This is a genomic window from Amycolatopsis samaneae, assembly GCF_039541975.1.
In the GTDB taxonomy this organism is placed as follows: Bacteria; Actinomycetota; Actinomycetes; order Mycobacteriales; family Pseudonocardiaceae; genus Amycolatopsis; species Amycolatopsis samaneae.
In genome coordinates this window covers 305348-318228 of the sequence record NZ_BAABHG010000009.1, presented here as the reverse complement: position 1 = coordinate 318228, position 12881 = coordinate 305348, and the positions used below count along the sequence as shown (strand labels likewise).

The window sequence follows — 12881 nt, the reverse complement described above, 5'->3', positions numbered from 1 at the left end:
GTGTCACACCCAATACGAGACGCGGGCACGGTAGTTGCGCATCGCGACGAGCGCGAGCGCCCAGCCGACGATGGTGATCGAACCGACCACGATCCAGTTGCCGACGGTGAAGGTCTGTCCGAGCAGCGGCGCGCGGACCACCTGCATGAAGTGGTAGAGCGGGTTCGCCTGGATGATCGGCAGGACGACGTTCGAGAGGCCTTCGCGCGTCCCGCCCGCGAGCAGCTGGTCCACCGGCCAGACGATCGGCGTGCCGTAGAACATCAGCTGGATCAGCGAGTTGATCACCTGCGGGATGTCGCGGAAGCGGGTCGAGACGATGCCGAGCAGCAGGGTCACCCAGCCCGCGTTGAGCGCCAGCAGGAGGAAACCGGGGATCGCGAGGAAGATGTTCCAGCTGAGCCCGGGGTGGCAGAGGTGGGCGGCGTCGCAGGCACCGTGCTGGGTACCCAGCGAATACGGGCTGTCGAGGGTGGCGAAGAAGATCGCCACCACGATCACGTAGACGATCAGGTTGTGCGCCAGCAGCAGCGTCTGGCGCCACACCGTCCGCAGCGCGTACACGCTCAGCGGCGCCGGGAGCTGCTTGATCAGCCCCTCGTTCGCGATGAACGTCTCCATGCCCTCGGAGAGGCAGCCGCTGATGAAGCCCCAGATGATGAAGCCGGTGGACAGGTAGGGCAGGAACACCCCGATCGACAGGTGGAACAGCTGCGAGTACAGCAGTCCGAGGCCCAGCGCGATGACGGCCTGGCTGATGGTGATCCAGAACGGCCCGATCACCGACCGGCGGTAACGCTGCTTGATGTCCTGCCAGCCCAGGTGGCCCCACAGTTCACGAGCGCGGAACCCCGCCTTGATATCGGCGAAAGCACGCGTGAACGTCTTGCTGTCCGACACCGGCGGGACCGGTGTCACAACGCTGGATTCGGCTGTGTGAACCGTGCTGGTCGCATGCACGTGGACGAGGGTACCGATGGGGTGAGCGGCGTTTGGTTCGCCCCGCCTTGTCGGCGTAACCGCAGCGTTTCCGGCGCGACACGAAGAGTGTTCCCCGGCGTCCTTCCGGGCACACCTTCGGGCGAGCCCGGCGAATCGGGCACCGGCCTTCCTACGGTGGGGAAATGACTCTCGAAAGCAAGCCGTTCCAGGTCGACATCCCACAGGACCGGCTCGACGACCTCGCCGCGCGGCTGGCGAACACCCGGTGGCCGGACCAGCCCGCCGGGCTCGGCTGGCGGCTCGGCGCGCCGGTCGGTTACGTCCGCGAACTGGCCGAGTACTGGCGGCTGGACTTCGACTGGCGGGCGCGGGAGCGGTGGCTCAACGGGGTTCCGCAGTGGACGACGACGATCGACGGCGCGAACGTCCACTTCGCGCACCTGCGCTCACCGGAACCGGACGCGGTGCCGCTGCTGCTCACCCACGGCTGGCCGGGGTCCTACGTCGAGTTCCTCGACCTCGCCCGGCCGCTGGCGGACCCGAGGGCGTACGGCGCCGATCCCGCCGACGCCTTCCACGTCGTCGTGCCGTCGATCCCGGGGTTCGGGTTCTCCGGGCCGCCCGAGGACCCGGACTGGGGGCCCGAGCGGGTCGCGGACGCGTTCGCCGCGCTGATGAGCGGGCTGGGGTACGCGCGGTTCTGCGCGCACGGCGGCGACTGGGGCGCGATCATCACCCGGCACCTCGGGGTGCGGCATCCGGAGCGGCTGCACGGCGCGCACCTGACCACCATGCTCGGCGCGGTCGCGAAGACCCCGACCGATCTGGAGGGGCTCGGCGGGGACGACCTCGCGTGCGCGGAGCGGTCACTGGCGAAGTTCACGCGGTTCACCCGGGACGGCATGGGCCACGTGTTCATCCAGGGGACCAGGGCGCAAACGCTTTCCTACGGCCTGACCGACTCGCCCGCCGGGCAGCTCGCGTGGATCGCCGAGAAGTTCCGGGGCTTCTCGAGCGTCCCCGAAGGCAGTGCCGACGCCGTGGACCGCGACACCCTGCTCACCAACGTCGCGATCTACTGGTTCACCGCGACCGCGAACTCGTCGGCGCGGATCTACCAGAGCGCGCTCGCCGCGGTGGGCGCCCAGCCGTCGTCGACCGTGCCGACCGCCGTCACGCACTTCGCGGACGACACGACCCTGCCGGTACGGGCGCTGGCCGAACGCACCGACCGGATCGTGCGCTGGACGGAGTTCGACCGGGGCGGCCACTTCCCCGGACTGGAGCAGCCGGACCTGCTGCTGGGCGATCTCCGGGCGTTCTTCCGCGAGGTCGCGCGGCGCTAGCGAAGGTCCCTTGCTCCCGCCTGGGGCACTGGGCCGAAGCGCTGTTAAGGCCACCTTACGGGCGTCTGACGCCCGTAAGGTGGCCTTAACGGCAAGTGAATGACTACAGGTACTGGCCGGTGCCGGAGATGCCGTGGCCGTGGCCCTCGCCACCCGGCACGGCCGCCGAGCCCGTCGAGCCGGCGGGCAGCCCGCGGCGCATCTGTTCGAGCTGCACCCGCGCGGCCATCTGCTGCGCGAACAACGCGGTCTGGATGCCGGAGAACAGCCCCTCCAGCCAGCCGACGAGCTGGGCCTGCGCGATCCGCAGCTCGGCGTCCGACGGCGTGGAGTCCTCGGTGAACGGGTGGACCAGCCGCTCCAGCTCGTTCTGCAGCTCCGGCGCGAGGGCCTGCTCCAGCTCACGGACGGAGGTCTGGTGGATCTCGCGCAGCCGGTTGCGGCTCGCGTCGTCGAGCGGCGCGGCGCGGACCTCCTCCAGCAGCTGCTTGATCATCGTGCCGATCCGCATCACCTTGGCGGGTTCCTCGATGAGCTCGCCGACACCGTCCGCTTCGGCGCCCTCGCCGTCGGGCGAGAGCCGCGCGGTGCCCACCGGGGTGCCGTCCGGGCCCACGACCACCACGTGCGGTGTGGACTCGGCGCCGGCGTCACCGGCCGTGCTGGTTTCCCGGGGGTTGGGCTCGGTCATGTGCTCCATCCTGACGTGCGGCCGACACGTCGGCGCATCGGGTGTTCGTGTCCGTCTCCGAGCGTAGCGGCAAACCCTCCGTGATGTGGCCTTCTGCCCAACCCCGGGCGCGACGCGGAATGGCACGTCCGTACGGTGTCACCATGGCGTTCGACGTCGCTCGTATCCGTGGCTTGTTCCCCGCGCTGGGTGACGGCTGGATTCACTTCGACGGCGCCGCCGGAATGCTGGTCCCCGAGCAGGTCGCTTCGGCCGTGTCCACCGCGATGCGGGCCCCGGTTTCCGGGCCGGGCGGGGCTTTCCCCGCTTCCCAGCGCGCGGAAAGCATCGTCACCGCGGCGCGGCGCGCGGTCGCCGATCTGGTCGGCGCCGATCCGGGCGCGGTCGTGCTCGGGCCGAGCGCGCCGGTGCTGTTGCGCCGCCTCGTCGACGCGCTCGCCGAACGCTGGACGATCGGCGACGAGGTCGTCGTGTCCCGGCTCGACGAACAGGCGAACCTGGCACCGTGGCAGCGCGCCGCGAAACGCGTCGGCGCGGTCGTGCGCTGGGGCGAGATCGACATCGAAACCTGCGAACTGCCCGCGTGGCAGTACGAGAACCTGGTCACCGCGCGGACCAAGGCGGTCACGGTCACCTGTGCCTCGGGTTCGGTCGGGACGCGGCCGGACGTGCCGACGGTGATCGAGTTCGCCAAGCGCGTCGGCGCGCTGGTGGTGGTCGACGCCACCTACGCCGCGCCGTTCGTGCCGCTCGACCTCAACGCGCTCGGCGCCGACGTGCTCGTCGTGTCCGCGCAGGCCTGGGGCGGGCCCTCGGTCGGCGCGCTGGTGTTCCGCGATCCGGAGATGCTGGAACGCGTGCCGTCGGTGTCCCTCGACCCGCTCGCCCGCGGTGCCGCGCGGCTGGAACTCGGCCCGCATGCGTACCCGCTGCTCGCCGGGCTCATCGCCTCGATCGACTACCTCGCCGGGCTCGACGACGCGGCCTCCGGCTCCCGCCGCGAGCGGCTGGTCACCTCGCTCGGCTCGGCGAAGTCCTATCACGCCGGTCTGCTCGCGCAGTTGTCCACCGAACTGCGCTCGATGCGGCACGTGATGGTCATCGGCGACGCGATGCGGCGCATCCCGGCGCTGGCGTTCGCGATCGCGGGACGGAAGGCGCCGGAGGTCGCGGAGTACCTGGCGTCGCAGGGTTTGTGCGCCTTCGCCGACGACGGGACGAGCGGTGTCTTCGCGTCGCTCGGTGTCGGCGAGGTCGGGGGAGCGGTGCGGATCGGGCTCGCGCACTACTCCAACGTGTTCGAGATCAACCAGCTCGTTCGCGTCCTGGAAGAACTGCGGTAAGCGTTCCCCGTGCCCGCGGGGCTGGGCCGCGGTCGCTGAGCACCGGCCACCGGGTGCCGACGTGTTTCCCCGCGCCGGCGGGGATGAGCCAGGATCCGCGGTGTCGCGTCCGCGATTCCGGCGCCGTTCCCCGCACGAGCGGGGCCGAACCCGGGCACGGTCGTCCTGGCCGGGCGGTCGGCTCACGTACCCAGCGGGTCGGCCGGTAACCGACCGCCCAGGTACGCGAGCCGACCGTCCGGGTACGCGAGCCGACCGTCCGGGTACGCGAGCCGACCGTCCGGGTACGTGGCGGAAGTGCTTGTGTGGTCAGGATTTCGCGGCGAGCAGGACCTTGCCGAACACCGAGCCGTCCTCCAGCGCGCGGTGCGCGTCGGCGGCTTCGGCCATCGGCACGACCTGGCCCACGATCGGCTTGACCGAGCCCTGTTCCACCAGCGGCCACAGCCGCGCGCGCACGTCGGCCACGATCGCCGCCTTCTGCTCCAGCGGACGGGCGCGCAGGCCAGCGGCGAAAACGCTGGCACGCTTGCCCAGCAGCTTCCCCACGTTCAGCTCGCCCTTGACGCCGCCCTGCATCCCGATGATCACCAGCCGCCCGTCCATCGCCAGCGCACTGAGGTTGCGGTCCACATAGGACGCTCCCATGTTGTCGAGGATGACGTCCGCTCCGCCGGTGTGCTTCTTGAGCACCTCGACGAAGTCCTCGTCGCGGTAGTTGATGGTGATGTCGGCGCCGAGCTGGCGGCAGCTCTCCAGCCGCTCGGCCGAGCCCGCGGTGACCGCGACCGTCGCGCCGAGGGCCTTGCCGACCTGGATCGCGTGCGTGCCGATCCCGCCCGCGCCGCCGTGCACCAGCAGGACGTCACCCTCGCCGAGCTTCCCGTGCATCACGACGTTCGCCCACACCGTGCACGCGACCTCGGGCAGCCCGGCCGCGGCGATCGTGTCGACCTCGCCGGGGATCGGCAGCAGCTGTCCGGCGGGGACCGCGACCTTCTCCGCGTAGCCGCCACCGGCGAGCAGCGCGCACACCTCGTCGCCGACCTGCCAGCCTTCGACGCCCTCGCCGAGTTCGGCGATCGTGCCCGAGCACTCCAGGCCGAGGATCTCGCTGGCGCCCGGCGGCGGTGGGTACACGCCGATCCGCTGCAACAGGTCCGCCCGGTTCACCGCGCTCGCCGTGACGTCGAGCAGGACTTCGCCGGGGCCGGGTGACGGATCGGGTACGTCGGTCCATTCGAGAACTTCGGGTCCACCGGGCTCACGGATAGCGATCGCGTACATGGTGTCGACTGTATACCGGCAGTGCGTAAGTGCGCCGAATGCAGCATTGACGTTGCGGACACCGCGAACAAAGGTGTCACCATGTCACATAACCGAAGAAGAAGACTTGTCGCGCCGGTGGCCCTCGCCGCCTGCGCCACGCTCGCTCTGGGGGCGACACCGGCCGCGGCCACCGGGCAACCGGACGGACCCGCGCTCGCGAAGCAGCTCGTCAAGAAGGTCGGCGTCGACGGGATCAACCGGCACCTCGTCGCCTTCCAGCGGTTCGCCGACACCAACAACGGCACACGGGCCGCGAGCACCGAGGGACACAAGAAGTCCGCGGAGTACATCGCCACCAAGCTGGCGGCCGCCGGGTACGACGTCACCCGCCAGGAATTCCCCTTCACCTACAGCGAGACCCTCGCCGAGAAGCTGGCTGTCGCCGGCCAGGCCGTGCCGGTCATCGCGATGGAGTACACGAAGTCGACGCCCGTCGGCGGCGTCACCGCACCGCTCGCGGTCGTCCCGGTCACCGCCGCGACGGGCTGCGCGGCCGCCGACTACGGCGACGTCACCGGCAAGATCGCCCTGATCAAGCGTGGTGGCTGCTCGTTCGCACAGAAGCAGCAGGCCGCCGCGGCGGCGGGCGCGACCGGCGCGATCGTCTACAACAACGAGGACGGTGCGCTCAACGGGACGCTCGGCAGCCCCGCGGACGCCAAGATCCCGACCGGCGGGATCACCCAGGCCGCCGGGGAAGCGCTTGCCAAACAGGGCGGCGCGTCGGTGACCCTGGAACTGCGCGCCTTCCAGGAGGCGCGGACCAGCTACAACGTCATCGCCGAGACCAAGACCGGGCGCAAGGACAACGTCGTGATGCTCGGCGCCCACCTCGACAGCGTCCCGGCCGGGCCGGGGATCAACGACAACGGGACCGGGTCGGCGACCCTGCTCGAAACGGCGTTGCAGCTCGGCAGCAAGCCGAAGGTCAACAACGCGGTCCGGTTCGGGTTCTGGAGCGCCGAGGAGTTCGGGCTCGTCGGCTCGAAGTACTACGTCCGCTCGCTCGGCTTCGAGCAGCAGCTCGACCTCGCGCTGTACCTGAACTTCGACATGATCGGCTCGCCGAACGCCGGGTACTTCGCCTACGACGGTGACAACTCCGACAACGTCGGCGCGGGCCCCGGCCCGTACGGCTCGGCGCAGATCGAGAAGACCTTCGTCGACTACCTCGGTTCGAAGGGCGTCCAGGTGGAGGGCACCGACTTCACCGGCCGTTCCGACTACGGCGAGTTCATCGCCAACGGCATCCCGGCGGGCGGGCTCGACACCGGCGCGGAGGGACTCAAGACCGCCGCGCAGGCCGCGAAGTGGGGCGGCAAGGCGGGCGTCGCGTACGACCCGTGCTACCACCAGGCCTGCGACAACCTCGGCAACATCGACCGCGTCGCGCTCGACCGCAACGCCGACGGCGTGGCGTGGGCGCTCGGCGTCTACGCGACCAGCACCGAGACCGTCAACGGCGTCGCGCCGGGCAAGGCCGTCAAGGCCAAGGCCCAGCGAGCCGCCGAACGAGGCGCGCAGCGGCACTCCCTGGCGGCCCCCTCGGGCAACATGGACCCGCACCACACCGCCGCCTGAACACCGCTCAACGGTCCGTGGGGGCCTCCTTGAGGGACCTAGGTCCCTCAAGGAGGCCCCCACGGACCTTCACGTCAGCCCAGATCGCGGGCGGAGAACGTGTCGCAGCTGGCCGGCTTGCCGGTCTGGAACCCGGTCGTGAACCACTTCTCCCGCTGCTTCGACGTGCCGTGGGTGAACTTCGACCGGTCCACCTGGCCCCCGCCGAGCTTGCTCTGGATGTAGTCGTCCCCGATCCGCGACGCGGTGTCCAGCGCGCGGCTGATGTCGTCCTTCGTGATGTCGGTGATCAACGGTTTCCCGTTCTTCGACGGCGTCTTCGTCGCGTGGTTCGCCCACACCCCGGCGTAGCAGTCGGCCTGCAGCTCCAGCCGCACCGAACCGGACGTCGGCCCGGAACCGCCGCCCTTCTTCGACGCGCCGGTCAGGTTCTGCACGTGGTGGCCGTACTCGTGCGCCAGCACGTAGGCCTCGGGGAACGGTCCGCCCTGCGCGCCGAAACGCGTCTTGAGATCGTTGAAGAACGTCAGGTCGATGTAGACCTGCGAATCCGCGGGGCAGTAGAACGGCCCGGTGTCCGAGGTCGCGCTGCCGCAGCCGCCGGTCCGCACCCCACCGCTGAAGAAGTTCGTCGGCGCCTTCCGGTAGGTCTGGCCGGACCGCGCGAACTCCTGCGTCCAGTAGTCCTGGATCGAGTTGATCGTCGCGACCACCGCGCAGTCGTGGTTGCGGTTCGCGTCCGCGCCCGTCTTGCACTGGCTCGCCAGCTTCGAGTCGTCGAGCTGCTGACCCGACCGCACATCACCGAGACCGAGTCCCCCGCCGCCACTGCTGACATGGCCGGGACTCGCGCCGCCGAACTGCGAGATCAGGAAGTAGATGACCAGCCCGACCAGCCCGACCCCGCCGCCACCGATCGCCAGCCGGCCGCCGACCCCGCCGCCACCACCGCCGCTGCCCCGCAGGTCCTGGACCTCGGAGGTGTCCAGACCCGCGTCGTCGTCGAATCGCACGGCACAAGAGTAGTCGCGGATCCCGCGGCGGCCAGGACATCCGCCGAAGTGGCCCGGACACGCGCCTGGGTGCGGCCACGCGCTGATGGCCGCACCCAGGGTTACCGAGGTTTCACTGTCACAAAAGTGCTTCTGATCGGTTGGCCGCACCCGGGCCGGCGCACTGGCACTGCCGCCGCGGACACCGAGACCACGGCGAGATCCAGGCCGGAACGGCGCCGAATGCGCGAGAAGAATGCCGAGCGCATCGAAGAAGCCCACGCTCTCCAGCTGTTCACAATCACGACCGAACCGGTAGGACACCGTGCCGGCCGTGGGGACACAGCAGGCGGTCAACCGCGAGGATCACCCACCACGCAACCACCTGACCTCTCCCGGGTGGAGATCCGGCAGCGGCGCGCCCCTGCGACGTGCCCTGTACCGGACCGGCCATCCGCTGTAAAGCAGAATGCGCCTTTCCCGGCTGACTCTCAACCTTTTCGTAACCCCCCTTCGGGGGATATCGCCGCGCGCCGCACACCGGACCACCCGGGCCCTGAACAACGTTCTACCCTGCGTTGATGACCGACGACGAGCCGACGGGCCGCTGGCTGAGCGACACCGAAATGGCCGCCTGGCGCTCCTACATCGTCGCCACCCTCCGGCTCCGTCACCGCCTGCACCGCGAACTCGCCGAACGCCACGACATCTCCCTCGCCGACTACGAGGTCCTCGTCTGCATCTCCCTGCAACCCGGCAACCGCATCCGCATGACCGAACTCGCCGCGATGCTCGGCTCCACCAAAAGCCGCCTCTCCCACCAGATCAGCCGCCTCGAAACCGGCGGCATCGTCCGCCGCGCCCGCGACCCCGAGGACAAACGCGGCGTCGTCACCGAGCTCACCGAAACCGGCGAAACCCTCCTCCGCACCGCCGCCCCCACCCACGTCGAAGGCGTCCGCGACCACCTCATCGACCACCTCACCCCCGACGAACAAGCCGTCATCGGCGCCGCCTTCACCCGAGTCCTCGAACACCTGGACGACCTCGAAGGCAGGCGCGATACCCTGAGCCCCTAGGGAAGCGTGGCAGAGCGGCCGAATGCACTCGCCTTGAAAGCGAGCGTGGGGCAACCCACCGGGGGTTCAAATCCCTCCGCTTCCGCCATGGGATGCCTGTGTCCGCGGAAAGCGCGGACCCCTCTGGCGTCCGCCTCTGCCCCGGGGGTCGAACCCCCGGACCCCCGCCAGGGAGGCTTCGCCCCCTGGACCCCCACCAGGAGGGGCTCCGCCCCCCTGGACCCCCCGTGGTGGGTGGGGACGTTGCGTTCGATTGTCGCCTTGTCGTCTAGGTCAGCATCAGGGTTGCTAGGGCGCCTGTCAGGAAGAGGTAGAGGGCGGTTTTGGCGGCGGATTTGCTGGTAAGAATGAGTTTCATGCCCTGAGTTGTACGGTGGCGCGGCCGCCGGGGATAGGGCCTGTGCGGACGGTCGGGGCGGGACCTCCCGGAGCGGAGGTGGTGCGCTAGCGGGGAGGCGCGGACGGTGACTCGTGAGAGCGAAGGCGAGCGGCACGACGATCTCAGTGGGGTGGTGCGGAATGTGCGTCGGCGGACGGAGGCGGTGCGCAGCAGGCTCGCCAACCATCCGCTGACGCGGGCCTACCTCGAGGCCGGGGTGCGGCTGCTCGACCGGGAGTTCTTCGCGGAGGAGACACCCGCGGAGGGGTTCACCCGGCCGCTGTCCACACTGACCCGCGAGAACGTCATCGCCGAGGTCGCCAACGGACCCGCCGAGCTGCCCCGCCACGGCACCCCCGGCTCCTTCCGCGACCGCTGGGCCTACTTCCCCGACTACCTCTCCGACCTCGCCCGCTACACCCTGCGCATCCAGCGCTGGTCCCCGCACCACCTCTCCGACCAGGCCACCCCCGCACTGTCCGACGGGGACTTCGTCGCCGCGATCGAGGAAATCGCCTACCGCGACATGGCCTCGATCGCCGGCGGCGCCGCCACCGCGCTGCGCTTCCGCTTCCTGCTCACCGCGCTCACCGGCCAGGACGAACAACTGCGCGAAGCCATGACGACGGTCTACCGCGACATCACCACGCGCTGGGCGGCCATGTGCGAATCGGTGCTCGAGGCACGCGGGCTGCGGCTGCGGCCCGGCGTCACCTTCGAGGACCTCACGGTCCTGCTCACCGCGCTGGCCGAAGGGCTCGCGCTGCGTGTCTCCGGCGACCCCGAGGCGCGGATCCTCGACCACGACAACCGGCGTTCGGTACTCGGCGTCGCGGCGATGGCGATGTTCGCCGGCTGCGTCGACCCCGGCGACGGCCGCGCGCTCACCGAGGTCGTCGCCGAACTGGCCGAGCGGGACCACCGCCCGGCGCACTGAGTCTCAGGGTTTCTTGAGTTCCTTCAACGCCATCCGCGCCCGGACCTCCGGGCGGCGCAGCGGCGGCACCGTCGTGGGCGGCTGACGGCGCGCGGGCAGCTGCTCCAGCAGGTTCGCGGTGATCTCGGCGATCTGCGCGACAGCGGCCTCGAACGGCTCGCGCGTCGCGTCCGAGACGGACTGCACACCGCTCACCTTGCGGACGTACTGCCGCGCCGCCGCCTCGATTTCCTCACTCGTCGCAGACGGCTGCAAACCACGCAAAGTGGTGATGTTTCGGCACATACCGAACAGGGTACGTGTCCGATGTCGTGGATTCCGCCCTTCGGATCACACAGACGGGTTGTGGCCAGCGAGCCTCGTTGACGTCCCGACACGAGGTTGGGCAGTCTCGGAGAAGTGCAGCTCAGACCGCGTTCTCTCCGCTTGAACCGTTCCGCGCCCACAACGGAAGCCCCGGACACCCCGATTCCGGAACAGGCCTGGCACCGCGTCCCCGCCGACGAACTGCTCACGCTGGTCGCCCACGTCTTCCTCGCGCACGGCTTCCCCGAGTCCCGCGCCCGCATGGCCGCCGAGGCGCTGTGCCACGGCGATCTCACCGGCACCCCGCAGCACGGGGTCGCCGAACTCACCCGGACCCACCTGCCGCTGCTGGAAAGCGGTTTCGTCCGGCCACGCGCGGAACCGCTGATGATCGCCGACCGCGGCGCGGCGGCCCTCATCGACTACCGCCGCGCACCGGGCCTGTGGGCCGTCGGCGACGCCATGGACCGCGCGGTCACCCGTGCCGGCCGCTTCGGCGCCGGACTGGTTTCGCTGCGCGGCATCGGCCCGTTCGGCCGGGCCGGTCACCACGCGGCACGGGCGCTGCCGCACGCGATGATCGGGCTGGTCCTCGCCGCCGCCACCGATCCGGACCTGCCGGTCAACCCGCTGGGCATGGCGGCCCCCGCCGGGGCGTACCCCGAGTTCGTCTTCGACATGGACACCCCGACCCCGACCACCGGCGGCGATCCGGCGATGGCCGGGTTCGCGCTGCTCGTCGAGGTCCTCGCCGGGGTGCTGTCCGGCGTCGCCGACCACGAGCACGACACCGGGCTGCTGGTGCTCGCGATCGCCCCGACGACGCTGCGCAGCGCCGACGGCTTCTACCGCGCCGCCAGCGCGCTCTTCGGCAGCCTGCTCGGCTGGCAGGGCGGCGCGCCGATCCGCTACCCGGGCTGGCACGAGGCGCAGTACCTCGACCAGTGCCGGGCGCTGGGCGTCCCGCTGAGCGCGCCGGTACGGCGGGAGCTGGACAAGCTCGCCACGTCGCTCGGGCGGCCGCCGCTGACCAGCGTCGGCTAGGGGCGCGACGTGGTCTGGCGGTAGAGCGCGGCGACGTCCTCGTCGAAGTAGCTGCTGTAGGACGTGTCGGGGTCGTCGCCGCCGTACTGGAAGCCGCCGATCACGCCGACCACCGTGCCCAGCCGGGTCTTCGGGTCCTGCTGGGCGACCCACGGGCCGCCGCTGGTCCCGTTCGGGAAGCCGGCGCAGTCGACCCGCAGCTGGTAGGTGTCCTGCTGGGACGTGGTGTTCTGGCAGACGGCGGGGACGTCGGCCTCGTCGGGGTAACCGGTCAGGGTGATGGCCTGGACGAAGGCGCCGCCGGTGGCCAGCTTGTTCGCGCCCGTCACGCTTTCCAGCGTTTTCGGGTTGCCCGCCTGGTGCGCGGTCGCGAACCCGACGTCGAGATCCGGGTCGGACGAGGCCGCCCAGCCCGGCGCGACCAGCTCGTTGCCCACGTCCCAGTACCCGAACGGCGCGACGCCGTTGTGGAAACCGGGGGCGAAAGTGATGCCGGAGATGTAGTCGCCGCCCTCGCCGTTGTGGATGCAGTGCGCGGCGGTGAGCAGGACGTCGCCCTGCTCGCTGTGGACGACGCTCGCGGTGCAGTAGTGCGCGCCGTCGACGAACAGCGCGCCGACCGCGGGGCTGGACACCGGGGGCAGCTGCGACTTCGCCCCGCTCCCGGCCGGGGTGGCGGCCACCGCGGAGCCGTCCTCGGCGATCGGGTTCGGCGAGGAGGAGGTCGCGACGATGGTGACCACGACCGCGCCGAGCGCCAGCACGACGACGAGCGCGAGCAACAACGCGGAGCGCCGCACTGGTTCCCCCTCTCGGAGACGATCACCCGCTGTCGAATCCACGTCACCATATTCTGACCGGCCTCGGACAGCGAACGCGAAGAACCCACAGGAAGCTCACAGTTGACATACC

General features: G+C 70.5%; 12 protein-coding genes and 1 tRNA gene. 7 read left to right on the top strand and 6 right to left on the bottom strand.

What is annotated here, in order from left to right; translation table 11 throughout:
- Window positions 1-3: 3 nt before the first annotated feature.
- Entirely contained in the window at window positions 4-960 is a 957-nt protein-coding gene (gene wzm, locus ABD987_RS25145; protein WP_345398417.1) for a galactan export ABC transporter permease subunit Wzm/RfbD, read from the bottom strand.
- Window positions 961-1124: 164 nt separating this feature from the next.
- Here wzm and ABD987_RS25140 point away from each other — a divergent pair, with 164 nt between their 5' ends.
- The gene (locus ABD987_RS25140) at window positions 1125-2288 is read left to right on the top strand and encodes an epoxide hydrolase family protein (protein ID WP_345398414.1); all 1164 of its coding nucleotides are present in this window, start codon (window positions 1125-1127) and stop codon (window positions 2286-2288) included.
- A 103-nt stretch (window positions 2289-2391) separates the two neighbouring features.
- Here the strand turns inward: ABD987_RS25140 and ABD987_RS25135 are convergent, their stop codons facing one another.
- Window positions 2392-2988: a bacterial proteasome activator family protein gene (locus ABD987_RS25135; RefSeq protein WP_345398411.1), complete on the bottom strand. Its 597-nt coding sequence runs from the start codon at window positions 2986-2988 to the stop codon at window positions 2392-2394.
- Between the two features lie 134 nt (window positions 2989-3122).
- Between ABD987_RS25135 and ABD987_RS25130 the strand changes: the two genes are divergently transcribed.
- Window positions 3123-4322: a cysteine desulfurase-like protein gene (locus ABD987_RS25130; RefSeq protein WP_345398408.1), complete on the top strand. Its 1200-nt coding sequence runs from the start codon at window positions 3123-3125 to the stop codon at window positions 4320-4322.
- Between the two features lie 309 nt (window positions 4323-4631).
- Here the strand turns inward: ABD987_RS25130 and ABD987_RS25125 are convergent, their stop codons facing one another.
- Window positions 4632-5609, bottom strand: a complete 978-nt coding sequence (locus ABD987_RS25125) for an NAD(P)H-quinone oxidoreductase (protein WP_345398405.1) — start codon at window positions 5607-5609, stop codon at window positions 4632-4634.
- Window positions 5610-5690: 81 nt separating this feature from the next.
- On the opposite strand from ABD987_RS25125, the gene ABD987_RS25120 reads away from it, so the two are divergent.
- Window positions 5691-7232 carry a M28 family metallopeptidase gene (locus tag ABD987_RS25120; RefSeq protein WP_345398402.1) on the top strand — a complete coding sequence of 514 codons (1542 nt, stop codon included), beginning with the start codon at window positions 5691-5693 and terminating at the stop codon, window positions 7230-7232.
- Window positions 7233-7306: 74 nt separating this feature from the next.
- Here the strand turns inward: ABD987_RS25120 and ypfJ are convergent, their stop codons facing one another.
- A complete protein-coding gene (ypfJ, locus tag ABD987_RS25115) occupies window positions 7307-8245 on the bottom strand; it encodes a KPN_02809 family neutral zinc metallopeptidase (protein WP_345398399.1) in 939 nt (312 codons plus the stop codon).
- 560 nt (window positions 8246-8805) lie between these two features.
- Here ypfJ and ABD987_RS25110 point away from each other — a divergent pair.
- The 3 genes from ABD987_RS25110 (at window position 8806) to ABD987_RS25100 (ending at window position 10619) form a co-directional block, all read left to right on the top strand.
- The gene (locus ABD987_RS25110; protein WP_345398396.1) at window positions 8806-9303 is read left to right on the top strand and encodes a MarR family winged helix-turn-helix transcriptional regulator; all 498 of its coding nucleotides are present in this window, start codon (window positions 8806-8808) and stop codon (window positions 9301-9303) included.
- A tRNA-Ser gene (locus ABD987_RS25105) sits at window positions 9304-9391 on the top strand. It begins immediately after the preceding gene.
- Between the two features lie 433 nt (window positions 9392-9824).
- A complete protein-coding gene (locus ABD987_RS25100; protein WP_345398393.1) occupies window positions 9825-10619 on the top strand; it encodes a hypothetical protein in 795 nt (264 codons plus the stop codon).
- Between the two features lie 3 nt (window positions 10620-10622).
- Here the strand turns inward: ABD987_RS25100 and ABD987_RS25095 are convergent, their stop codons facing one another.
- Window positions 10623-10904 carry a DUF2277 domain-containing protein gene (locus tag ABD987_RS25095; protein ID WP_345398390.1) on the bottom strand — a complete coding sequence of 94 codons (282 nt, stop codon included), beginning with the start codon at window positions 10902-10904 and terminating at the stop codon, window positions 10623-10625.
- 141 nt (window positions 10905-11045) lie between these two features.
- Between ABD987_RS25095 and ABD987_RS25090 the strand changes: the two genes are divergently transcribed.
- Window positions 11046-11969 carry an Ldh family oxidoreductase gene (locus ABD987_RS25090; RefSeq protein ID WP_345398387.1) on the top strand — a complete coding sequence of 308 codons (924 nt, stop codon included), beginning with the start codon at window positions 11046-11048 and terminating at the stop codon, window positions 11967-11969.
- Here the strand turns inward: ABD987_RS25090 and ABD987_RS25085 are convergent.
- A complete protein-coding gene (locus ABD987_RS25085) occupies window positions 11966-12769 on the bottom strand; it encodes a trypsin-like serine peptidase (protein WP_345398384.1) in 804 nt (267 codons plus the stop codon). The two genes, ABD987_RS25090 and ABD987_RS25085, sit on opposite strands and share 4 nt — an antisense overlap.
- Window positions 12770-12881: the final 112 nt, after the last annotated feature.